The sequence below is a fragment of the Adlercreutzia faecimuris genome, assembly GCF_022669055.1.
In the GTDB taxonomy this organism is placed as follows: Bacteria; Actinomycetota; Coriobacteriia; order Coriobacteriales; family Eggerthellaceae; genus Enterorhabdus; species Enterorhabdus faecimuris.
On record NZ_JAJMLW010000001.1, the window covers coordinates 493,602 to 515,335 of the forward strand.

Sequence of the window (21,734 nt, forward strand, 5' to 3'; positions counted from 1 at the left end):
CATTCCAAACCTTCCTCGGAAAACTTCATAGGGCAGCCCGCGAGGGGCGGCCGCGACGCGCCGGGTCGGCGCGCGGGTCGCGAGGGGCCTCGCCGGGCGCTGCCGCCATCTACGGCAAGAGAGAAGGTGTCACCATGGAAAACACGTTCCTCGACGAGGACATGGACAAGCAGGTCTACGAATCCGACGCGGGCGGTGCGGCCGCCCAGGCGGTGTCGCGCCGCGAGATCATGCCGGCGTTCATCGGCACGGTCGTCTTCGCCATCGCGCTGTACGCGCTCATGACCACCGTGCAGCCGATGCTCATGGGCAACGATTTCATCTACGACTTCGGCGCCATGATGGCCGGGTGCATGGAGGGCGATCCCCTCTACTACGTGGCCTGGTTCTTCGCCGACCTGACCGAGGGCTCGTTCATCGCGGCGCTGCCGGCGTCCATCGGCATGATCGTCATGGGCTTCGTGGCGGCGGCGCTCGAGCGGCGCGGGTCGCCCTGGGCCGGCACGGGCGTGGCGGGCAACGGGAAGATCTTCACCGTCATGTTCGTGACGACGTGCCTGTCGCTCATCCTGGGGCAGGTGCTCTACGACGGCCTGTTCGCCAGCGGCTGGATCCCCACCTTCGCCACCGTGCTCACGGTGCAGGTGTTCGTCATCTTCTACGGCCCCGAGCTGAAGAAGGTGGCCACCTCGCTCGTCGTGGGGACCATCGTGACGTGCCCGGTGTGCTACGCGCTGCTCTACGGCATCGTGTCTCCGCTGGGGCTGCCGCTGTTCATCGCGGTGTCCGTCGGCGTGGCCATCGTCGTGCCGGTGTGCTCGCTGCTGTTCCGCCTGATGCCGTGGATGACCATCCCGGCGCCGGCCGAGGGCGCCAACCCCACCGACCAGCCCAAGGGCCGTTTCTTCGTGGGCCAGGTGCTCGGCGACATTGGGCAGCTGACCATCTGGGGCAGCACGTGGGCGACCGTCGGCATGTACGTGGGCGGCATCATCTCGTGGGTGATGAACCCGCTGTCCCCCGCCTACGGGTCGGGCAACTTTCCGCTGCTCATCATGGTGCAGCTGGTCACCGGCGCGCTGGCCATCCTCATCTGGTATCCCAAGTGGAAGAAGACGGGCATGGCGTTCACGTTCGCGGGCATCGTGTTCGCGTCGGCCATCGTGAGCACCTATCCGCCGAGCTGGGCCATCGTCATCCCCACCATCCTCATCGGCGCCGTGGTGTTCGCGCCGCTGGTGGAGTGGGTGTTCAAGGTGTTCCGCTTCAAGGGCGCCTACCACCCCATCTGCCTCATCCAGCTCGCCATCTTCACCGTCTGCACCGCCTGGTCGTTCATAGTGATGTACGGCGTGATGCCCCTGCTGGGGTAGAAGCGCGAAGCAAAGGCGCCCCGGGGATCCGGGGCGCCTTTTTGCGTGGGGGTGGAAGCGCTCCCGTTACGCCACGGCGTGGAGGAGGGCCACGAGGGCGGTTCGGTTGGGGACGCCGGCCTTGGCGTAGATGCTCTGGAGGTGGGTCTTCACCGTGGAGCGGCAGATGTAGAGCCGCCCCGCCACCTGGTCGTTGGTGAGGCCCTCGGCGATGAGCGCTGCCACCTCGCGCTCGCGGGCCGTGAGGGCGGCCAGGGCGGCGGCAGCGACGGGGGTGGTGGAGGCGGTGGGAGCAGCGGCGCGGCGGTGATCGCTCGCGCCCGCGGCGGCCTCGAGGGGCTCGGGCAGCGGGATGACGCGGACGGTGAAGGCGCAGGCGTCGACGGGGTCGTCCTCGACCTGGAGGCGGAAGCGCTGCCCCTGGGCGTTGGCGAAGTCCAGGTGGCGGCCGGTTCCGCGAGCGGGAGCCTGGGTGGTCATGACGATGGCGCCTCCCTTCGGAATGGGCGCTCCCCCTGCGGGAGCGACCCGGAGGGGGAGCGGTGGGATGATGCGCAGCCTTCGCTCTTCACGCGAGATTGCGTTGGTTCTGATGCGTCCGGGCCCTGCGTTCCCCCTCCTCACCTCCTTGTCGCGTCCTTCCTCGGAATGCCGGGGCGGTCGCATGTGCTGGCTCCATCATGGGCCCTTAGGCGGCCGCGCGCCATCCTTCACCCGAGGTGGTTTGGAGGAAAGCCGCCATCTCACCCCGGTGGGATTAGACGACTCACCCCAGGGTTCGGTATACTCGATCCCAGCAAGAGGGATCACGGGGCCGGTGGGGGCCGGCGCCGTGAGGTTGCACGCTTTGCTCGAAGACCCGACGAGTAAGGTGGATGACATGAACATCGAGGTCACCCGGCGCAACGGCCTGCGACAGGTCGCCCATGACGTGCGCCGCCAGCCAGCGCCCTTCCTGCTCTTTACCGCGTACAAGACCTTCGCCGTCCTGCTGTTTCTGCAGGGCTTCTTCTTCGGCGGCACGTTCGAGGTGGCGGGAGTGGCCCTGCCGTTGCTCGCCGTGTTCCTGCTGGCTTGCGCGGGCGTGTTTCTGTTCTTCGCCCTCTGCTTCAAGCGGATCACGGTGGTCGACAAGGACGGCTACCTGTGGGCCCTTGCCGCCAGCATGACGCTCGGCGTGTTCTTCCTGTATGTGGGAGGCCACGGCGGCATGATCGACGAGGGAGTGCGCGCGGCCACGCTGGGGCTGGGCATGGCGATGCTGGCCGGCGGGACGGTGGGCGTCCACGTCGAGCTGGGGCGCCTCTTCGGGATGCTGGGGATGACGCCCACGATGACCTACGGGATAGCGTCGGCGCTGGCCACGGGCGTGCTGTCCCTGGCGGTGGCGCTCATGAGCCCGGAAGCGCGCTGGGCGCTGGCCTTCGTGATGCCGGCGGTCATCGTGCTGGCGTTCTGCCGAGCCCGCGCGAGCGCCTTCCCCGATCGGCGGGCGCTCTACCGCGACTCGACCATCGAGCTGCTCATCCCGTACCGCTTCCTGGCCACCTCCGTCACCCAGGGCCTGGCGCTGGGGGTGCCGCTCGGGTTCATGAGCCTGTCGGGCGTCCTGTCGCAGGAGCCGGACTCGGTCGGCTACGTGCTGGCGGCGCTGCTGGCGCTTCTGGCCGTGCTGGTGCTTCAGATGGACTTCAACCGCTCCATCTACCAGATCGGGTTCCCCCTGGCCGCCGGCGGACTCCTGGCCGCGGGCCTGCTGGGCCCGGCGTCGCCGGTGGCGGCGCTCCTGCAGGTGACGGGGTTCCTCTACCTGGACCTGGTGCTGTGGGGGCTCGGGTCCTACCTCATCAAGAACTGCGACCAGCCGGCCACGTGGCTGTCGTCGTGTCCGAGCGCGGCGCTCATGACGGGGCGCGCCCTCGGCATCGTGGCGGGCAGCGTGGCGCTGCAGGTGCTGGTGGGCTCGGCGGAGGTCATGGCGTTCTTCTGCGTGCTGGCCTTCTTGATGCTGATGGCGGCGCTGCTGCTGACCAACGGCGCGAACCTGCGCACCGGCTGGGGATTCGTGCGCCCCGGCGGCCCGGACGAGGCGACGGGCAGCGCGCGCACCTGCGAGGTCATCGCCCAGGAGTTCGGGCTGACCCAGCGCGAGGGAGAGATCATGCACAGCATCATCCGCGGCAAGTCACGCAAGGAGATCGCCGAGGACCTGTTCGTCACCCCCAACACCATCAAGACGCACCTGCACAACCTCTACGGCAAGCTCGACATCCACTCCGAGGCCGACCTGAAGGCCTTCGTGGCCAAACGCGAGCGCATGTTCTCCACCCCCGAGGACTCCCGCCCCCTCCCGCCCGAGTAGCCGCGCGCCCCGACACCGTCGTGCGGAGGGGCGGCGCGGGCGAGGGGGCGTCGCGCGCCCCGGCGCTGCCGCGCGGCGTGGGCGCGAGACGCGCTCCGCTTTCGTGTGGGAGGGCGCCCCCCTCGGCGCTGCCAGGCGGCGCGGGTGACGCGAGCGGGGAGTGCCCACACCGACGCCGTCGCACGGAGGAGCGGCGCGGGCGAGGAGGCATCGCGCGCCCCGGTGTCGTCGCGCGGGGGAGCGGCGCGGACGCCAGGCGAAAAGCAGCGCTTGCGCCCCTCTCGCGCGCATGAAGGCTTCACCCCCCCCCCTCGCGCGCACGAGGGCGCCCCCTGCGCCGTGCGGAGGGCATCGGAAGGAGCTACACGAACTGGATGACCAGCTTCTTGCCCATGCCGTCGGCGAGCTGTTGCAGCGTCTTGAGGGTGGGGCTGGTCTTGCCCGTCTCCAGCCGGCTGAGGGCGCTCTGCTTCATGCCGCAGCGCGCCGCCAGCTCGCTCTGGGTGATGCCGAGCTCCTGCTGCGCGTCCAAGATGGCGTTGATAACGGCATACTCCGGCTCCAGCCGCTCCCATTCCCGAGCGAACTCCGGATCCTTCATCTGCTCGGCAAGATGTTCGTCGAAAGTAGTCATCGGCATTGCCTCCGTTCCCAGTCTCTTTTATAGCGAAGCGCCCGGCGTAATTCTCTCGGGGGTGTCTTTTGACTCTTCTTGACGAATCCGTTGGTCAGGATGATCTTGCCCTCCGAGAAGAAGAAATAGAACACCCGCGTGCTGTCGCCCGCTGTCTGGATCCTAAGCTCGAAGAGGCCGTCTGTCAGATGCTTGGAGACGGGTCCCCTGAGCTCGGGGCCTCGCTCGCGGAGGAGGTTCACGTCGCGAAATCCCTTTGCTCTCAAGGGGTCGGGAAGCGAGTCGAGGAACTCCTTTGCGGGCTCTCTTCCATTGGTCTTTTGGTAGTACACGATCTCGAACGCGGCCATGGACCCTCCTTCATGATATAACAAAATTGTTATATGTCAACAACCCTCACGGAGGGTGTCGGAGGATCTTGCGGGCGTTGGGTGTCCGATGCGTCTCGCTGATGGCGAGCGATGGGCTGTAGCGCCTTTGGGAGGCGCCCCCGCACTGGCTCTATAAGTTAGTATAGGGAACAAATGTTTCAATAAAAGTATTGACTTTTGAAATGGCGAGTTTCCGTCGAAATCTGCGAGAATCGGGGGACGAACTGAGGAGGGGCGATGGAGGATCGAGCTGAGGGCACGGCGCGCGGCGCGGCCGGGGAGCGCGACGGCATGGGCGCGACGTGTGGTGCGGTTGGGATGCGCGATGGCGCGGCCGCTGAGCGCGATGCCGGCGTGCTGGATGGTGGCGTGCCTGGCCCATTGATGGGCGCGAATGCGGCGTCCGATACGGGCGCGGACGCGGAGCGCGAGGTGGTCCTGCTGCACGGGTTCGGGCAGAGCGCGCGGACGTGGGACGAGGTCGTGGCGTTGCTGGGAGCGCGCGGCGTGGCGGCGCGCGTCCTGGACTGGCCCGGGTTCGGCGCGCGGCGCGGATGCCGTGACGCGCGGGCGTTCTCGCTTGAGGGGATGGGCTCGCTGCTGGCCGACGAGGTGCGGGCATCTGCCGCGCGCACGGGCACGGCGCCGGTGGTCGTCGGGTACTCGATGGGCGGCCGCGTCGCGTTGGAGGCGCTCGTGCGCGGGCTGATCGTGCCGTCGTGGCGCAGGGGCGGGGAGCGCGCCTCCTCGGGCGTGACCGAAGGCGCGCCGAGGCCGGCGGGTGTCGTGGGGCTGGTGCTTGAGGGCGCGGGACTCGGGCCGGCGGACGCCGCTGCGCGCACGACGCTGGCCAGGCGCAACGCCGCGTGGGCCGCTGACGTGCGGGAGCGCGGCGTCGCGGCCTTCATGGACGACTGGGCGCGCCTGCCGCTGTTCGCCAGCCAGCGCGCGCTGCCGCCGGACGTCCGCGCCCGGCTGGCGGAGGGGCGCGCGGCCAACGACGCCGAGGCGCTCGCCCGGTCGCTAGAGGGCGCCGGGGCGCACCGGCAGGCCGACGAGGCGCGCTCGCTCGCCGCGCTGGCGGCCGCCGCCGAGGTTGGGCTGCCCGTGCTCTACGTGGCGGGGGAGCTGGACGCCAAGTACGCAGCCGTCGCCGCCCGCGCCGCCGAGGCGGGGTGCGCGACGCGCGTCGTCCCCGGCGCGGGGCACAGCGTCCACCTGGAGCGCCCGGCCGCCTTCGCAGACGCGGTGGTCGCCCTCGCATGGACAAAAAACCGCGATCTCGCAGGTTTTTAAGCTTCGTAACGGCCCCGCTTCGCTTCACGTTTTAAGAAACCCCAGGTCAAAGCCGCGCGCTTCTAAAGAGGCCGGCGAAGGCATCGGTGAGATCGCCGGTTTTTGTCCACCGAAATGCGAGATCGCGGTTTTTTGTCCACGCGCCGCCCTACCCGCCCGCGCCCGTCCGCGCCGCCCCGCCCGCCGGTCGCCCGCCGGCCGCCCTGCACGCCCGCGCCCGCGCCCCGCTCCCTCGCGCGTTCGCCACCCGCGCCGCCCGCCGCCCGCGCCCGCGCCCCGCGTGCTTGCGCACGCGCTCAGCGCACCCACATTCGCGTAGACTCCAAGAAAAAGCCGCGAAAATGGCCCTCTGCCGGGGTTTCGTGGCGAAAAGCGCGTTACTATAGTGCAATCAACACAACCAGTGGTATTTCGCCCGTGCACGGCCCACAACCTGTCGGTCGCGAAACGGCATCGTGCGGCATGCGCCGCGGAAGGGGACCCATGGAGGACATCGTCTGGCAGCCGGGCAAGCCGTACCGGGAGATCATCTACGAGACCTGCGACGGCGTGGCCAAGATTACCATCAACCGGCCCGAGCGGCGCAACGCCTTCACCCCCCTCACCGTCAACGAGATGTACGACGCCTTCACGGTGGCGCGCGACGACGCCTCCATCGGGGTCATCATCCTCACGGGCGCCAATCACGGTGGCCGCCACGAGGACGAGGCCTTCTGCTCCGGCGGCGACCAGAAGATCCGCGGCAACGGCGGCTACGTCGGCGAGGACTCCATCCCGCGCCTGAACGTGCTCGACCTGCAGCGGCTCATCCGCGTGGTGCCCAAGCCGGTCATCGCCATGGTCAACGGCTACGCCATCGGCGGCGGGCACGTGCTCCACATCCTGTGCGACCTCTCCATCGCCGCCGAGACGGCGAAGTTCGGCCAGACCGGGCCGCGCGTCGGCAGCTTCGACGCCGGCTACGGCGCAGGCTACCTGGCCGCCATGGTGGGCCAGAAGAAGGCCCGCGAGATCTGGTACCTCTGCCGCCAGTACACCGCGGCCGAGGCCGAGGCCATGGGCATGGTGAACAAGGTCGTCCCCTTCGAGGACTTGGAGGCCGAGTGCATGGCCTGGGCTCGCGAGATGCTGGCCATGAGCCCCACGGCCCTGCGCTTCATGAAGGCGTCCTTCAACGCCGCGACTGACGGGCTGGCGGGCATCCAGCAGCTGGCCGGCGACGCGACGCTGCTCTACTACACCACCGACGAGGCCAAGGAGGGCCGCGACGCGTTCAAGGAGAAGCGCACCCCCGACTTCGACCAGTTCCCGAAGTTTCCCTGATAGCCGCCTCGCCGATGATCGACGTCTTCGAAAGCACTGCGAGAACCTATCCCGATAAGGTGTTCCTCACCTTCGTCGACGCGGAGGGCGGCGAGGTCAGCTACACCTACCGCCAGGCGCGGATGCTGGCGGCTGCCGTGGCGCGCCGTCTCATGGACAAGGGCGTGCGGCGCGGCGACTACGTCTCCACCGACCTGCCCAACTGCCCGGAATACGTCTTTCTGGCCCTGGCCGCCGGCTACGGGTCGTTCGCGCTGGTGTGTCTGAACCACCGCCTGACAGCGACGGAGAAGCTCACGCGCCTGCTCGAGCTGGAGCGCGAGGGAATGCGCGTGGCGTGCCGGGTGGACGAGGCCCGGGCCGCGCGGCTGATGGACTTCGCCGGCGCCGTGCTGGAGATGGGCGAGCAGGAGGCCGAGGCGGTGGCCGACGACGGGCTGGGGCCCGCGGCCGGCGCCCGGCGGCGCCAGCGCAGCGGCGTCATCATGGGCGCGCGCCAGGATGCCATCGAGGACACCATCCACTTCGCCGAGCGCGAGGCGCACCTGTTCGACGAGAAACAGCCGGCGCTCGTCATGTTCACGTCGGGCACCACCGGTAAGCCCAAGGCCGTCGCCCTCACCTGGCAGCAGCTGATGGGCGCGGCCGGCGCGTCGAACCGCGTGCTGAGCCAGCGCGGGTCGGGCCTGTGGCAGGCCGTCCTGCCGCTGTTCCACATCGGCGGGTTCCAGGTGCTCGTGCGCAGCGTGCTCAACCGCACGCCGCTGCGGCTCTACGCGCGCTTCGACGCCGCCCGCGTGCTGCGTGACGGCGAGAACCGCCGGGTCACGCACCTGTCGGTGGTGGACAAGATGCTCCAGGACCTGCTGGCGGCCGACACGCGCGGCGCGCTGGCGGGGTACCGCTGCATCCTTCTGGGCGGCGGGCCGCTCAACGCCAGCACCATCGGGCGGGCCCTGGCCGCCGGCGTGCGCGTCTACGCCAGCTACGGCATGACCGAGACGTCCAGCCAGATAGCGAACACCCTGGTCACGGCCGACTTCACGGGCGGGCTGAAGCTGCTGCCCGGCTATTCCGCGCGCATCGTCGACCCCGACGACGCCGGCTTCGGGCGCCTGGCCGTGCGCGGCCCCGGCGTGTTCTCGGGCTACCTCAACGCCCATGGGGCCTTCACCGTGGACGGCTACTTCCTCACCGGCGACACCGCGGCGCTCTACGACGGCGCCATCTACGTGCGCGAGCGCACCGACGACATGTTCGTCTCGGGCGGCGAGAACGTCTACCCGGTGGAGATCGCCGACGCGCTGCGGCAGCTGCCCGGCGTGGCGGACGCCTACGTCTTCGGCGTGCCCGACGCCAGCTGGGGCCGACGCCCCGTGGCGCTGGTGGAGCGTGGGAAGGCGCCGCGCGGTTCCCACTCCTCCGCCTCCCCCAGAGGAGGGGGGAACGAGGGAAGGGGAGCGGAAGCCGCCGCGTCCATGGGCGCCGCCGCGCTGCGGCGGGGGCTCGCGGGGCGGCTCTCGCGCATCTACCAGCCCAAGCACCTGTGCGTGGCCGACGAGCTGCCGCGCACCCAGCTGGGCAAGATCGACCGCGCCGCCACCGAGGCGCTCTACGAGCGGCGCCTGGAGGTGAGCCGCGTGGTGCTCTACCACGTGCGACTGCCCTTCAAGAGCCCCTTCCGCACGGCCAAGGCCACGCTCAAGAACCGCGACTTGCTCATCGTCGAGGTAGTCGACCACGCGGGCCGCACCGGCCTGGGCGAGTGCACCTCGTTCTCGACCGACTGGTACCTGCCCGAGACGCTCGGCCAGGACGCGCGCGCCCTGCAGCGCACCCTCATCCCCGCCGTGCTGGAGGAGGCGTTCCTTCACCCGCGCGACGCGGCCGACGCCTTCGGCGCCCTGCCCGAGGGGGCCGACAGCCCCATGGCCTGCTCGGCGCTGGAGATGGCGCTGTGGGACCTCTACGGCAAGATCGAGGGCAAGCCGCTCTGGCAGCTGCTGGCCGCCGAGCGCGAGCGCATCACGGGCGGCGGGGCCCACGGCCCCAGCACCGCGCTGAAGTCGGACGTGATGGCCCAGGTGGCCGCCGGCGCCGTGGTGGGCCTGGGCACCCCGGCCGAGACGGTCGAGGCCGTGCGGTCGTGCGTTGACGCCGGCTACTGCCGCGTGAAGATCAAGGTGTCGCCCGGCCAGGGGCTCGCCTGCGTGCGGGCCGTGCGCGAGGCCTTCCCCGATCTCATCATCACGCTGGACGCCAACCAGAGCTTCAGCCCGCGCGACGTGGAGGAGCTGCGCGCCTACGACGGCCTGGGCATCGGCTGGATCGAGGAGCCCCTGGCGGTCGACCGTGCCCTCGGCGGCTGCGAGCGCGCCTTCCGCCGCCTGGCCAGCCTCCAGCGCACGCTGGCGACGCCCATCTGCCTGGACGAGTCCTTCGTCAACGGCGAGGAGGCCGCCCGCGCGCTCGCCTACCCCGAGCTGCGCTGCGTCACCGTCAAGATCGGGAAGTTCGGCGGCATCCAGCGGGCGCTCGAGTTCACGTGCCGCGCCCAGGCCCTCGGGCGCGAGGTGTGGATGGGCGGCATGTACGACACGGGCATCTCGCGGCGCGTGCACGCGGCCTTCCAGACGCTGCCCGGCATCATCATGCCCGGCGACATCGGGGGCACGGGGCGCTACTTCCCCACGGACGTGACCACGCCGGCCTACGGGGTCGACCGCGGCCACATCACGCTGAACGGCGCCGGCCGCCGCGTCGGCATCGGCTGCGACCTCAACCGCGACGCTCTGGCGAAGGTGCTGGTCAAGCGCGTGTCCTACGGCGCCTAGCGCGCCTGGGCCCGCGTCGCCGCGCCCCTCGCCGGTCGTCGTGCCCCGCACCCCGCCCCGCGCGCCCCGCGCGTCGCACCTCGTCCTCACACGTTTCTCGCCGCGCGCCGCCCGCCGCTCCGCCCGCCCTCCTCCCTCGTGACCGCCCCGCCAACCGTCGCGCGTTTCATGTCATCAACGCAGCGCTGACAGCTGCCCCGCGGCACGGGCGGCCTCAGGAGGCGTGCCTATCATGGTTCCCAAAGCACCTCTGGAAGGCAAGTCAGGGCTGAAGAGAGGATCACCATGAGCGCTTCCACCACCTCGGCCGCCGCGCGCGCGTCGGCTGGGCCCGTCGCTCCCACCGCGCCGGCCAACAGCACGTCTGCCATCGACAACCCCCAGGGCCTCGGCCTGTTCCGCCTGGTCACCACCGTCATCACGCTCATCGTGGGCGGCGGCGTGTTCACCCTGGCGGGCGACCAGGCGGCCGGCGGCGCCTCGGGCGCGGCCATCCTCACCGCGTGGTCCATCTCGGGCATCGGCGTGTTCTGCCTGGTCATGACGTTCTACGCCCTGTCGCGCGTCAAGCCCGACATGCGCGGTGGCATCTACTCCTACGCGTCGGCTGGCTTCGGCGACTTCCTCGGCTTCAACAGCGCCTGGGGCTACTGGATCAGCGCGCTTCTGTGCACGGTCAGCTTCTCGGCGCTGCTGTTCGGCGCGCTCGCGTACTTCTTCCCCATCTTCGGGCGCGGGACCGACCTCTACGCCGTCATCGCCGCGTCGGCCCTCATCTGGTTCTACGCGTGGCTCGTCAGCCGCGGCATCAAGGAGGTGTCGGCGATCAACGCCATCATCACCATCTCCAAGATCGTGCCCATCTTTGTGGCCATCGCCGCCATCATCTTCGCCAGCAAGTTCAACCCCGACATCTTCTGGGCCAACCTGCACACCGGCGCCGATCCGGCGCTCACCTTCAGCGACCAGGTGAAGTCGGCCATGATGGTCACCATCTGGGTGTTCGTCGGCGTCGAGGGCGCCGTGGCCATCTCGGGCCGCGCGCGCCGCAGCCATGACGTGGGCCGCGCCACCATCATCGCGTTCGTCTGCGTGCTGTCCATCTACCTGATGGTGTCGGTGCTGTCGATGGGCGTCATGCCGCTGTCCGAGCTGGCCACGCTCGAGAACCCGGCGCTCGCCGGCGTCATGGAGCACGCCGTGGGGCCGTGGGGCGCGTTCCTCATCAACTTCGGCGTGGCGTTGTCGCTCATCGGCGCCATGCTCGGCTACACGGTGCTCGCCAGCGAGTCGCCCTACGAGGCGGCCGAGGGCGGCGTGTTCATCAAGCAGTTCGCGAAGGTGAACAAGAACGGCGCGCCGGTGGTGACGCTGGTGGTGACGAACCTGCTCATCGAGGCGTTCCTCATCTCGATGCTGTTCTCGGACAGCTCGTACCAGTTCTTCTACACGCTGTCGGCCGGCATGATCCTGCTGCCGTACCTGCTCTCGGCGGCCTACTTCGCCAAGCTCACGTTCACCGAGAAGGACGCCTTCAAGGGCCGGCTGAACGCGCCCATCTGGTTCTGGCGCGTGCTGGGCATCGTGGGCGTGCTGTACAGCTTCTTCCTGGCCTACGCGTCGGGCGCGGTGGGGCTGACGCTCATGAGCCTGCTGTACCTGCCCGGCATCCCCGTCTACATCTGGGGGAAGCGCCAGCGCGGCGAGAAGTACCTGGAAAGCGCCGTAGACAAGGTGGTGGTCGCCATCATCGTCGCAGCGTCCGTCCTCTCGATCTGGCTCCTCGCCACCGGCGCCGTGACGGTCTAGCGGGCCAGCTCCGCAAGGCGTCGCCGCCAGCGAAGCGCCCCGCTACTCCTCGCAGGCGCCCTCGTCTTCGCCGTCGCCGCAGAGGACTACCTCGTCGGGGCGATGGTCCAGGTAGGCTTGCATCGAGTACTGGGTGATGTCGCTTCGGTTGATGATGCCGACGATGACGTCGCCTTCCATGACCGGCACCTTCTTCAGGTGGTTCTCGGCCAGCACGCGGCAGACCTCCGGCAGCGACGCGTGGATGCTCACGCCGATGGACCGGCGCGCGCCGATCTCGCTGACGGGCGCCGCCATCAGCTGCTCGAGGCGCTCGTTGTAGTCGCGCTCGTCGTAGGCCGAGTTCATGATCATCACGATGGGATCGATCACCTGGCCGCCGCGGGGCGACAGGCGCTTCAGGATGTCGCCGTCGGATATGAAGCCCACGGGCCGCCCCTCGCCGTCCACCACGGGCGCGGCGCTGATCCCCTTGTCCACGAACAGGCGCATGGCGTCGGCGACGGTGGCTGTCTGGGCCACGGCGTAGACGTCGGTCTTCATGATGGACTCCAGGAGCGAGCGGCGCTCGCCGGCGCGATCCTCGCTGGCCTCGTCGGCCGGGCGGTCCTTCACCAGCGCGATGGTGAGCGCGGCGCCGATCAGGCACAGGAAGGCGCACACGGCGAAGGCCACGTCGATGCCCAGCAGCTGCGCGTCGGCCCAGCTCATCGACTGCTCGGCCACGTGGCTCGTCATCGACGACACCGAGATGATGACGGCGGTGCCCAGCGCGCCCGCCACCTGGCGCAGCGTGTTGTTGACCGAGGTGCCGTGGTTCATCAGCTTGTTGTCCAGCGCGTTCATGCCCCAGGTGGTGATGGGCATGTTCACCAGCGCCATCGAGAACATGCGCACGGTGTAGAGCACCGCGATGAACCAGATGGGCGTCGCGAACGTCAGCAGGGCGAACCCGCAGGTGGTGATCGTCAGCAGCACCATGCCGATGACGCCCAGCTTGCGCGGGCCGTGCTTGTCGAACAGCTTGCCGGCGATGGGGTTCATGATGCCCATGAGCACGGCGCCGGGCATGAGCACCAGGCCCGATACGGTGGCCGAGTAGCCCATGAGCGTCTGGATGTAGATGGGCATGAGGATGCCGGCGGCCAGAAGCGCGCCCTGCACCAGCATGCCGATGACGGTGGCCACGAGGAAGCGGCGGTTGCGCAGCACCTCCACCCGCAGCATGGGGCGCTCGAGGCGCGTCTGCCGCACGAAGAACCATACGACGCCGACGATGCCCACCACGGTGCATGCGGCGTTGAGCAGCGTCAGCCCCTGCGATCCCACGACGCTGAAGCCGTAGAGCATGAGCCCGAAGCCCAGGGTGGAAAGCGCCACCGACAGCGGGTCGAGCTGCGCGTCGCCCTTGTTCGCCGGCGGGCGGTCCTCCATGAGGAACAGGGCGGCCACGATGACCACCACGGCGAAGAAGGTGACGATGAAGAACATGATGTGCCAGTCGAGCCGGTCGATGATGATGCCGGCGATGGTGGGGCCGATGGCCGGCGCGAAGGCGATGACCAGGCCGAACAGGCCCATGGCCGAGCCGCGCTTGTCGGTGGGGAAGGTGACCAGCAGCACCGTCATCGTCATCGGCATGAGCATGCCGGCGCCCGCGGCCTGCAGAAGGCGCCCCGACAGCATGACGGGGAAGGTGGTCGCGAAGCCGGTCATGGCCGAGCCCACGGCGAACAGCGCCATGCACACCAGGAACAGCCGGCGCCGCGGGAACCGATCCTGCAGGTAGGCGGTGATGGGGATCATGATGGCGTTGACCAGGGTGAATCCGGTGGTGAGCCACTGGGCGGTCGCGGCGTCGACCGCCATCTCCGTCATGATGGAGGGGATGGCCGGCGTGACCAGCGTCTGGTTGAGGACGGTGGTGAACGATCCGGTGACGAGCACTATCAGCATCAGCCACTGCTTGCGTGACAAACCCACGGCGAGACCTTCTTCCGGGTGAACGAGAATGGGAGGGAGTATAAGTTTTCGGCTTATTTAATACCGAAAATAGCAAAATTCGCCTGATTGTGCTACCGCCGCGCCCCCTCCGTGGCGGAACTGTCAGGCGAAGCCGCCGTTTGGGGCTGCGGACGGTGCGCGGGCGGGAAGGGCCGCGCGGCGGGCGGCGCCCTGGCGCCCGCGGGCGGCGGCCGGCCGGTTCGTCGCCCCATGAACGCCGTGCCTACGGAGGGGAAACGCCGGCCCCGGGCGGCGCCTCGGCGTGGGGGCGTCTTCCTATACTGGCGGTTGCAAGACTTCCGCGCGCCGTCCCTCCGGCGCGTCTTCCCCGACCGACCGCACGAGAAACGAGGACAGGCCATGGGCTTTCTAGTGGGCAAGACCGCCATCATCACCGGAGCCGGGTTCTCCCAGCTGGAGAACGGCCGCCCCGGCTCCATCGGCTACGGCACCGCCGTGGCCTACGCGCGGGAGGGCGCCAACCTCGTCATCACCGGGCGTGACGTGGCCAAGCTCGAGCGCGCGCGGGAGGAGCTGGAGGCGTCCTACCCCGTGAAGGTGGTGCCGGTGCGCGCCGACATCTCGTCCCGCGCCGACAACGAGGCCGTGGTGCAGAACGTGGTCGACCGCGCGGTGGGGGAGTTCGGGCGCATCGACGTGCTGGTCAACGTGGCGCAGTCGTCGGCCTGTGGGGTGGCGCTGACCGAGCATACGCGCGACCAGTTCGAGGCGGCGCTGTACTCGGGCCTCTTCGCCACCTTCTACTACATGCGCGCGTGCCACCCCTACCTCAAGGAGGTGAAGGGGACGGTCATCAACTTCGGGTCGGGCGCGGCCCTGGCCGGCGATTTTGGGCAGGCGTCCTACGCCGCGGCCAAGGAGGGCATCCGCGGGCTGTCGCGCGTGGCGGCCACCGAGTGGGCCGCCGACGGCATCAACGTGAACGTCGTGTGCCCGCTGGCCTGGACGTCCCAGCTCGAGCAGTTCCAGAAGGCGCACCCCGACGCCTTCGCCGTCAACGTCCAGGTGCTCCCGGCCGGCCGCTTCGGCGACGCCGAGGCCGACATCGGCCGCATCTGCGTGGCCCTGGCGGGGCCCGACTTCAAGTTCATGACCGGCGAGACCATCACCGTCGAGGGCGGCCTGGGCCTGCGACCCTGAGAAAACAGGGGCGGGCTGCAAATTCAGACGGTTTTGCACCCGCCGGAGACGGTTGCCGCAGCCCGTGTGTGGAAAAGGCCTGGTAACGCATGAGCGCCGTTTTCCGAATCGCGTTATTGGGCGCTAATCGGCAGCTTACAGAGTACAAAACCGCCTGAATTTGCAGCCAGCGGCTGAAAAACCGTGGCGGCGTGCGAATAATGTAGCGATTCGGCTGCCCGGCGGCGTAATCCGCTAGGATTGCAAGTTGGTTTTAGGTGAGGCACGCCATCGGGGCGCGCCCGAATTCGGCAAAAGGGGTAGACGGCTTCCATGATGACCGCGATTAACCTGCTCTTGGTCGTAGTGTTCCTGATGATGAACGCGTTCTTCGTCGTGGCGGAGTTCGCGCTGGTGCGCGTGCGCCGCAGCCAGATCGACATGGCGGTGGCCGAGAAGCGCCGCGGCGCCGAGGCCGCCCGCGACGTGACCACGCACATCAACGCCTACCTGTCGGCCTGCCAGCTGGGCATCACGCTGGCGTCGCTGGCCATCGGCTGGCTCGGCGAGCCGGCGGTGTCGGCCGTGCTGGAGGAGCCGCTGCTGGCGGCGGGCCTGCCCGAGGCGGCCATCCACCCCGTCTGCGTGGCCGTGGGCTTCTTCGTCATCACCACCCTGCACGTGGTGGTGGGCGAGCTCATCCCCAAGTCGTTCGCCATCTTCTCCACCGAGAAGTACGCCCTGCACACCGCCGGGCCCCTGCGCGTGTTCTACAAGGTCACCTACCCCATCATGGTCATCTTCAACGGCATCACCAACGGCGTGATGCGCCTGTTCGGCCATGACCCGGCCGACGAGCACGAGGTGTACACCGGCGACGAGATCAAGCTGCTCATCGACGAGTCCACCGAGAGCGGGCTCATCGACCCCGAGCAGAACGAGTTCGTGGACAACATCTTCGATCTGGGCGACAAGGACGCCGAGGCCATCATGACCCCGCGCACCGAGCTGATCGTGCTCGACGAGGAGGACGACCTCGCCGAGAACCTGGAGACCATCCGCCAGTACAAGTACACGCGCTACCCCGTGTGCCGCGGCAGCAAGGACCACATCGTGGGCTTCGTGCACGTGAAGGACCTCTACGGCATGCCGGATGACACGCCCATGGACGAGTGGCCCATCCGCGATATCCCCGCGGTGCCCGAGACGGCGCCCATCGCGCGCCTGCTCGAGACGCTGCAGGAGAAGCGCACCGAGATCACCGTCGTGGTCGATGAGCACGGCGGCACGGCCGGCATCGTCACCATGAGCGACATCATGGAGCAGATCGTCGGCCGCATCGACGACGAGTACCTGCACCCCAGCGAGGACGAGGTGGTCACGCTGCCCGATGGCACGTTCCTCATCGACGGGTCGCTCGCCATCGGCGAGGTGGAGGAGCTCATCGGCTTCGAGCCCGAGGAGGCCGCGGAATGCGAGACCGCTGGCGGCCTGCTGCTGTCGCTGTTCGACCGCATCCCCGACACGGGCGACACGGTGGTGCTGGAGAACCGCGGCGTCAAGGTGACCTTCCGCGTGGTGGACATGGACCGGCTGCGCATCGACAAGATATCCGTCGCCATCGAGAAACCGGGGGACGCCGACGCCGACTAGGTGCCGCCGCACCGGGCGGCCATCGCGCCGCGTGATCGTGAAGGAGAGGGGGCGCGTCCCAGGCGGGCGCGCCCCCTCCCTTTTCGCGTGCTAGGCCACCGGGAAGCCGAGGAAGCGCTCGGCGTTGCGGTGGAACAAGTGCTCCTTCTCGTCGTCGGTGAAGGGGAGCGCGTCGTACATCCGGAACTCCTCGGCGGGGCTCCACATGGGGTAGTCCGAGCCGAACATGAGGCGGTCGGTGCCGTAGAGCTTGGTGAGCTCGTAGGTGCGCCGCGGCCCCAGGAAGGCCTGGGCGCTCGACATGTCCAGGAAGCAGCGCTCGTCTTCCAGGAACTCCACCGCCAGGTCGTAGACCGACCAGCCGCCGAAGTGCGCGGCGTCCACCACCAGGTCGGGGAAGGCGTGCAGGATGCGCTTGAGGCGCCGGGGGTGCGAGTAGTCGTAGCGGTAGTCGCCCGTGTGCACGATGAGCGGCAGGCGCCCGGCGATGATCTCGTAGATGGCCATGAGGCGCGGGTCGTCCATGTTCACGCCCTGGGTGTCGGGGTGCAGCTTCAGGCCCTTGAGGCCCAGGCCGATGGCGCGCTCGATCTCGGCGGCGGGGTCGGGGTAGTCCTGGTGCAGGGTGGCGAAGCCGATGAACTGCGGGTGCGCGGCGCACTGGGCGGCGATGAAGTCGTTGATCGACTCCACGTTGGAGGGCTTGGTGGCCACGGAGTGCACGATGTGGTGCGTGATGGGCGTGCCCTCGCACAGCGCCAGCAGCTCGTCGGCGGTGCCGCCGGGGGCGTCCATGGGGATGTTGTAGAAGGCGCCGACGCTCTCGACGGCACGCGCGGCGATCTTCTCGGGGTAGATGTGGCAGTGGCAGTCGATGACGGTCATGGGCCCTCCTTCGCGACATCCGACGGCGGGCGGCGCTGGGTGGCGGGATGGCCACGGAACGGTCGCGGCTGGGGTGCGGGAAGGGGGCGCCCGCGCAACGGATCGGTTGTCGCAGGGCCCGTTTCCGACACGCGAAGGTGACGCCTAACGGAAGCTCTACTTCATGTTTACGCCTGGCATTGTAGAGGTGCGGGCGCGCGTGCGGTACGTAGAATCGGGGACAGCACGGAATTCCCAAGCCCGCGGCCGCCCCTCCTCGCCGGCCCGGCTCGGATCAACCTGGCGCGCGGCCACGGCGTCCGAAGTGGCAGCTTGGATCGGTTAGGAGCAATCATGGCTCAGGTAGCGGAAAAGGGCGTCACCCGGCTGACGCCGCAGCAGGCTCACGATATGATCGAGGGGGAGCACCCGCGCGTCATCGACGTGCGTCCCGCCAGCATGTTCCAGGCGGGGCATCTGGCCGAGGCGGTGGACTACCCGCTGCCCGACATCGACGCCGAGACGGCCGCCGAGGTCATCGGCGACCTGGATACCCCCGTGGTGGTGTACTGCCAGACGGGCGTGCATTCCAACCTGGCTGCCCGCGAGCTGGAGAGCCTCGGCTACACCCACGTCTACGACATGGCCGGCGGCATAACCGCCTGGCCCTACGAGGTGGCCCGCAACTAGCGGCCCCTTCCTCACAAATCCGCGACGGATTCGCCGCGCGGGCGCGCGGGCGATTACCCTTTACCTCAGCGAATGCGTCCGAGGAAAGGGGAAGCCATGCTGTACAAGAGGATCCTGGTGCCCTTCGACGGCTCCGAGCCGGCCAAGAACGCGCTGGAGGTGGCGAAGAAGCTCATCGCCGACGATGCCGACGCCGTGATGCACGTGCTGACCGTGGTGCCCGCGGGCGCCGTGGCCGCCGAGCTGGAGGCGCCGGACGGGCCCGGGTCGGCCACGCCGATGATCTTCCCGGACATGGAGTCCTACGAGCGTGTCATCGCGCGCGCCAAGGAGACGGCCATGGACGAGCTCAACGAGGCGCTGGGTAGCCGCCTGGACGACGTGGCCTGCGACGTGCAGGTGGGCGCCGTCATCAGCGGGAAGGCCGCCGACGGCATCTGCGACTACGCCGAGGCCAACGGCTGCGAGATCATCGTCATGGGCCGCCGCGGCCTGGGCGCCCTGCGCGGTATGCTCGGCAGCGTCAGCTACGCCGTCCTCCACGAGGCCGACCTGCCCGTTCTCACCGTGAAGTAGCGCGCCGCCCCGCCGGCGCGCGTGCGTCGGCGGGGCCGGCGGCCCCCTCCTCGCCGGCGGCTCCCTCTCCTCCTCGAGCGGCGGCCGGAGATGCGCGAGGCGGGGGCGATCCGCCGCAGCGAGGCCAGCGCGCGCTGGGAGCGCCTTTGTGCAGGAATTGTGCCGTTTGCCGGCGATGTCCTGCCAGGGGTTGCGCCGGCGACGCGGCGCGCGTAATATACATCCTTGCCCTTAGGGGCGCACATACATTGCGGGGTGGAGCAGTCTGGTAGCTCGCCGGGCTCATAACCCGGAGGCCGTAGGTTCAAATCCTGCCCCCGCGACCAAAACCACAGCACCCGTCAACCGGGTGCTTTTTTGTTGCCTGGCTTCCCGCGCTTACCTTGCTTCCTACTATTCTTACTATTTCTGCTATATTTGCTAAAATTGCTATTTCCAAGAAGAGAGGATGGGGAATGGCACGGGAGAAGCTGATCAACCCCTTCAAGCCGACGGCGGGCGCCGAGCCGCCCGTGCTGGTGGGTCGCGACAAGGTGCTGGGGGACTTTTCTGACGGCATCGCTGAGGGAGTCGGAGCGCCGGGAAGGCTGATCCGCATCACCGGTCCCCGTGGCTCGGGCAAGACGGTTCTCCTGACCGAGCTAGGCGATATCGCCCGCGAGAGCGGATGGGAGGTCATCGACGAGACGGCGAGCAAGGGGTTCTGCTCCCGTATCGCGGAGGCGGCTGCGGGCGAGAGGCTCGTACCCGGCCTTGAGGTGGATGTCCACCTGGGCGTCTTGGACGTTCGCAGTAAGGGCTCCTCGAGGGAATCCGCCCCCTCTCTCAGGGCGGCGCTGACCGAGAGGGCCGATGCGCTGGGCCGGCAGCATCGCGGCCTCCTCATCACGTTGGACGAGGTACAGGACGCGAGTCCCTCCGAGATGAGGGAGCTGGCGACGGCTGTCCAGCATCTTATCCGGGAGAGAATCGACGTCGCCTTCGCGTTCGCAGGATTGACCACAGGGGTTCTCGACCTGATCAACGGCGAGGCCCTGACGTTCCTCCGCCGCGCGCTCCCCGAGGAGCTCGCGGCGATTCCGGTGGATGAGGTGGCTTGCGCCCTGCGGCAGTCGATAGAGAAGTCGGGTTTAGCCATCACCGACGCCGCGCTGGCGGAAGCAGCACAGAAGACGGTCGGCTACGCCTACCTCATCCAGCTGATCGGCTATCACGTGTGGAGGGCCGGCCGGGCCCACGTCGATGATACGCCAGTGATCGACGAGGAGGACGTTTCGCGGGGAATCGAGCAGGCCATGGGGCGCTTTCATGACGCCGTTCATGAAAGCGCCGTGTCTGACCTGCCCCTGCGTGCGATGGAGTACCTTCTGGCCATGACGGAAGACGAGGGCGTCTCGGCTACGGCGGCCGTCGCCGATCGCCTCGGCCTGCCGGCGACGTCGCTTACCTCCTACCGGCGTCTGCTGGTGCAGCGTCAGATCATCGAGCCCACCGCGCGGGGGTTCGTGGCGTTTTCCATTCCCTACACACGTGAGTACCTGATGCAGAACCGGGAAAGCCTCCTCGCGCGCTATGGCAGATAGCGCCCTTGGGTGTAAGGTGGGCCCTCTTTAGGGCGCCCTACGCGGCGGTGCGGCCCCGTGCTGCGCGCACGTGGTCTTCCAGGAAGGTGAGGATGGCCACGAAGGCCAGGGCGAACAGGACGCCCACCAGGTTGTCGACGATGCGCAGCGCCACCGAGCCGGTCAGCCCGTAGACGCTGGTGGCCAGCAGCAGGGCGCCGAAGCAGTTGAGGACGTTGTTCCAGAAGTACTTCTTCGAGAACCCGATGCAGATGCCCGCCAGCGGCCCGAACAGCACCTGGGCCTGGGGCGGCACGATGGCGGCGAACAGGTTGAACAGCAGCGACCCCACCACGACGCCCCCGATGCGCTGGGCCCCGCGGTGCCGCAGGCCGGCGCGGTCCTCCTCGTAGGGCAGCAGCACCGACATGCACGCGTAGCCCACCCACACGTCGCGCGGCAGCCCCAGCAGGCCGCCGATCCAGATGGCCCCGGCCACGCCGGCGGCCAGGCGCAGCTGCCACAGGCACTTCTCGTCGTCGAGGCTGAAGTCGCGGAAGAGGTGCGCCAGCCGCACGTCGGCGAACTTGGCGCGGTGCTTGTGGTACAGCACCGCCCCGCACAGCGCCACCAGCACCGCCGCCAGCACGATGCGCGCCGCCAGGGCGTCGCCGGAAACGGGCGTCTGGCTGACGAAGAGGTAGCCGAAGACGTAGACGCCGGCGTTGCCCATGGGCGGGTCGTTGGCGACCATCACCAGGATGAGGGCGACGAAGGCGAAGTTGGCCGCCAGCCCCAGCGCCGGCGAGCCCGCGAGGGCCACCACGCCGCCGGCCACCATGAGCGCGAAGGTGAGCGCCAGGGCCAGCAGGCTGTCGCCGATGTGGTAGCCGTAGGGGACGAACTTGATGCCCAGCAGCACGCAGAACCCTGCCACCACCAGCCCGCTGTTCTCCTGGCCGAACACGCCGCCGAGCACGCCGATGAACAGGATGGCGAACGCGACCAGCAGCACGCTGCGCACGGCCATCGCGGCCGCGTAGCGCGCCTTCTCGCGGTCGTCGGAGGCAGCGTGGATGCGCGCCCACAGGCCGTGGGCGTCAAGCTGGAGCAGCTGGTAGAAGGTCGGGCGGATGTCGGCGTCGCGGGATTCCATGGGTCGCTTTCTCGGGGGACGGTGTGCCTCCCATGGTCGCGCGTCCGCCTCGTCCGCGCCCCGGCGCTCCGCCCCCTGTAAGCAGAC

General features: G+C 68.9%; 17 protein-coding genes and 1 tRNA gene. 12 read left to right on the forward strand and 6 right to left on the reverse strand.

The genetic code is table 11. The annotated features are described in order from the left end of the window. Positions 1 to 134: 134 nt before the first annotated feature. Positions 135 to 1,373 (forward strand): hypothetical protein, encoded by a 1,239-nt coding sequence (locus LPT13_RS01765; RefSeq protein WP_242162878.1) that lies wholly within the window; start codon positions 135 to 137, stop codon positions 1,371 to 1,373. A 66-nt stretch (positions 1,374 to 1,439) separates the two neighbouring features. On the opposite strand, the gene LPT13_RS01770 is transcribed toward LPT13_RS01765, so the two are convergent. After that, a complete protein-coding gene (locus LPT13_RS01770; RefSeq protein ID WP_242162880.1) occupies positions 1,440 to 1,853 on the reverse strand; it encodes a helix-turn-helix transcriptional regulator in 414 nt (137 codons plus the stop codon). A 400-nt stretch (positions 1,854 to 2,253) separates the two neighbouring features. On the opposite strand from LPT13_RS01770, the gene LPT13_RS01775 reads away from it, so the two are divergent. Further along, positions 2,254 to 3,735, forward strand: coding sequence for a helix-turn-helix domain-containing protein (locus tag LPT13_RS01775; protein WP_242162883.1), 1,482 nt, complete (start codon positions 2,254 to 2,256; stop codon positions 3,733 to 3,735). Positions 3,736 to 4,096: 361 nt separating this feature from the next. Here LPT13_RS01775 and LPT13_RS01780 read toward each other — a convergent pair whose 3' ends face one another. Both LPT13_RS01780 and LPT13_RS01785 read right to left on the reverse strand, forming a co-directional pair. After that, positions 4,097 to 4,369 (reverse strand): helix-turn-helix domain-containing protein, encoded by a 273-nt coding sequence (locus tag LPT13_RS01780; protein WP_242162885.1) that lies wholly within the window; start codon positions 4,367 to 4,369, stop codon positions 4,097 to 4,099. Beyond that, the gene (locus LPT13_RS01785; protein ID WP_242162888.1) at positions 4,366 to 4,719 is read right to left on the reverse strand and encodes a type II toxin-antitoxin system RelE/ParE family toxin; all 354 of its coding nucleotides are present in this window, start codon (positions 4,717 to 4,719) and stop codon (positions 4,366 to 4,368) included. The genes LPT13_RS01780 and LPT13_RS01785 overlap by 4 nt, the downstream gene beginning before the upstream one ends. Before the next feature lie 258 nt (positions 4,720 to 4,977). On the opposite strand from LPT13_RS01785, the gene LPT13_RS01790 reads away from it, so the two are divergent. The 4 genes from LPT13_RS01790 to LPT13_RS01805 all read left to right on the forward strand — a co-directional run bounded on the left by LPT13_RS01790 (position 4,978) and on the right by LPT13_RS01805 (position 12,002). Further along, positions 4,978 to 6,036 carry an alpha/beta fold hydrolase gene (locus tag LPT13_RS01790; protein ID WP_242162891.1) on the forward strand — a complete coding sequence of 353 codons (1,059 nt, stop codon included), beginning with the start codon at positions 4,978 to 4,980 and terminating at the stop codon, positions 6,034 to 6,036. A 483-nt stretch (positions 6,037 to 6,519) separates the two neighbouring features. After that, a complete protein-coding gene (gene menB / locus LPT13_RS01795; protein WP_242162893.1) occupies positions 6,520 to 7,359 on the forward strand; it encodes a 1,4-dihydroxy-2-naphthoyl-CoA synthase in 840 nt (279 codons plus the stop codon). A 14-nt stretch (positions 7,360 to 7,373) separates the two neighbouring features. Continuing rightward, entirely contained in the window at positions 7,374 to 10,193 is a 2,820-nt protein-coding gene (menC, locus tag LPT13_RS01800; protein ID WP_242162895.1) for an o-succinylbenzoate synthase, read from the forward strand. Positions 10,194 to 10,478: 285 nt separating this feature from the next. Further along, positions 10,479 to 12,002 carry a basic amino acid/polyamine antiporter gene (locus LPT13_RS01805; protein ID WP_242162897.1) on the forward strand — a complete coding sequence of 508 codons (1,524 nt, stop codon included), beginning with the start codon at positions 10,479 to 10,481 and terminating at the stop codon, positions 12,000 to 12,002. A 42-nt stretch (positions 12,003 to 12,044) separates the two neighbouring features. Here LPT13_RS01805 and LPT13_RS01810 read toward each other — a convergent pair whose 3' ends face one another. Then, entirely contained in the window at positions 12,045 to 13,985 is a 1,941-nt protein-coding gene (locus LPT13_RS01810; RefSeq protein WP_242162898.1) for an MDR family MFS transporter, read from the reverse strand. A 381-nt stretch (positions 13,986 to 14,366) separates the two neighbouring features. Between LPT13_RS01810 and LPT13_RS01815 the strand changes: the two genes are divergently transcribed. Both LPT13_RS01815 and LPT13_RS01820 read left to right on the forward strand, forming a co-directional pair. Further along, positions 14,367 to 15,167: an SDR family NAD(P)-dependent oxidoreductase gene (locus LPT13_RS01815; RefSeq protein WP_242162900.1), complete on the forward strand. Its 801-nt coding sequence runs from the start codon at positions 14,367 to 14,369 to the stop codon at positions 15,165 to 15,167. Positions 15,168 to 15,479: 312 nt separating this feature from the next. Beyond that, the gene (locus LPT13_RS01820; protein ID WP_242162902.1) at positions 15,480 to 16,799 is read left to right on the forward strand and encodes a hemolysin family protein; all 1,320 of its coding nucleotides are present in this window, start codon (positions 15,480 to 15,482) and stop codon (positions 16,797 to 16,799) included. A 90-nt stretch (positions 16,800 to 16,889) separates the two neighbouring features. On the opposite strand, the gene LPT13_RS01825 is transcribed toward LPT13_RS01820, so the two are convergent. Beyond that, complete coding sequence (locus LPT13_RS01825) at positions 16,890 to 17,684, reverse strand: amidohydrolase family protein (protein WP_242162904.1); 795 nt, start codon at positions 17,682 to 17,684, stop codon at positions 16,890 to 16,892. 333 nt (positions 17,685 to 18,017) lie between these two features. On the opposite strand from LPT13_RS01825, the gene LPT13_RS01830 reads away from it, so the two are divergent. The 4 genes from LPT13_RS01830 to LPT13_RS01845 all read left to right on the forward strand — a co-directional run bounded on the left by LPT13_RS01830 (position 18,018) and on the right by LPT13_RS01845 (position 20,512). Beyond that, positions 18,018 to 18,353 (forward strand): rhodanese-like domain-containing protein, encoded by a 336-nt coding sequence (locus LPT13_RS01830; RefSeq protein ID WP_242162906.1) that lies wholly within the window; start codon positions 18,018 to 18,020, stop codon positions 18,351 to 18,353. 96 nt (positions 18,354 to 18,449) lie between these two features. Next, a complete protein-coding gene (locus tag LPT13_RS01835) occupies positions 18,450 to 18,929 on the forward strand; it encodes a universal stress protein (RefSeq protein WP_242162909.1) in 480 nt (159 codons plus the stop codon). Between the two features lie 249 nt (positions 18,930 to 19,178). Continuing rightward, positions 19,179 to 19,255: transfer RNA gene (locus LPT13_RS01840), tRNA-Met, on the forward strand. 129 nt (positions 19,256 to 19,384) lie between these two features. Further along, positions 19,385 to 20,512, forward strand: coding sequence for an AAA family ATPase (locus tag LPT13_RS01845; protein ID WP_242162911.1), 1,128 nt, complete (start codon positions 19,385 to 19,387; stop codon positions 20,510 to 20,512). A gap of 37 nt (positions 20,513 to 20,549) precedes the next feature. Here LPT13_RS01845 and LPT13_RS01850 read toward each other — a convergent pair whose 3' ends face one another. Then, positions 20,550 to 21,647 (reverse strand): FUSC family protein, encoded by a 1,098-nt coding sequence (locus tag LPT13_RS01850; protein WP_242162913.1) that lies wholly within the window; start codon positions 21,645 to 21,647, stop codon positions 20,550 to 20,552. Positions 21,648 to 21,734 lie beyond the last annotated feature (87 nt).

Bases quoted from the DNA above. Each gene is read 5' to 3' on its own strand.
- LPT13_RS01765 (WP_242162878.1), top strand. From the start codon at position 135: ATGGAAAACACGTTCCTCGACGAGGACATGGACAAGCAGGTCTACGAA.
- LPT13_RS01770 (WP_242162880.1), bottom strand. From the start codon at position 1,853: ATGACCACCCAGGCTCCCGCTCGCGGAACCGGCCGCCACCTGGACTTC.
- LPT13_RS01775 (WP_242162883.1), top strand. From the start codon at position 2,254: ATGAACATCGAGGTCACCCGGCGCAACGGCCTGCGACAGGTCGCCCAT.
- LPT13_RS01780 (WP_242162885.1), bottom strand. From the start codon at position 4,369: ATGACTACTTTCGACGAACATCTTGCCGAGCAGATGAAGGATCCGGAG.
- LPT13_RS01785 (WP_242162888.1), bottom strand. From the start codon at position 4,719: ATGGCCGCGTTCGAGATCGTGTACTACCAAAAGACCAATGGAAGAGAG.
- LPT13_RS01790 (WP_242162891.1), top strand. From the start codon at position 4,978: ATGGAGGATCGAGCTGAGGGCACGGCGCGCGGCGCGGCCGGGGAGCGC.
- menB (WP_242162893.1), top strand. From the start codon at position 6,520: ATGGAGGACATCGTCTGGCAGCCGGGCAAGCCGTACCGGGAGATCATC.
- menC (WP_242162895.1), top strand. From the start codon at position 7,374: ATGATCGACGTCTTCGAAAGCACTGCGAGAACCTATCCCGATAAGGTG.
- LPT13_RS01805 (WP_242162897.1), top strand. From the start codon at position 10,479: ATGAGCGCTTCCACCACCTCGGCCGCCGCGCGCGCGTCGGCTGGGCCC.
- LPT13_RS01815 (WP_242162900.1), top strand. From the start codon at position 14,367: ATGGGCTTTCTAGTGGGCAAGACCGCCATCATCACCGGAGCCGGGTTC.
- LPT13_RS01820 (WP_242162902.1), top strand. From the start codon at position 15,480: ATGATGACCGCGATTAACCTGCTCTTGGTCGTAGTGTTCCTGATGATG.
- LPT13_RS01825 (WP_242162904.1), bottom strand. From the start codon at position 17,684: ATGACCGTCATCGACTGCCACTGCCACATCTACCCCGAGAAGATCGCC.
- LPT13_RS01830 (WP_242162906.1), top strand. From the start codon at position 18,018: ATGGCTCAGGTAGCGGAAAAGGGCGTCACCCGGCTGACGCCGCAGCAG.
- LPT13_RS01835 (WP_242162909.1), top strand. From the start codon at position 18,450: ATGCTGTACAAGAGGATCCTGGTGCCCTTCGACGGCTCCGAGCCGGCC.
- LPT13_RS01845 (WP_242162911.1), top strand. From the start codon at position 19,385: ATGGCACGGGAGAAGCTGATCAACCCCTTCAAGCCGACGGCGGGCGCC.
- LPT13_RS01850 (WP_242162913.1), bottom strand. From the start codon at position 21,647: ATGGAATCCCGCGACGCCGACATCCGCCCGACCTTCTACCAGCTGCTC.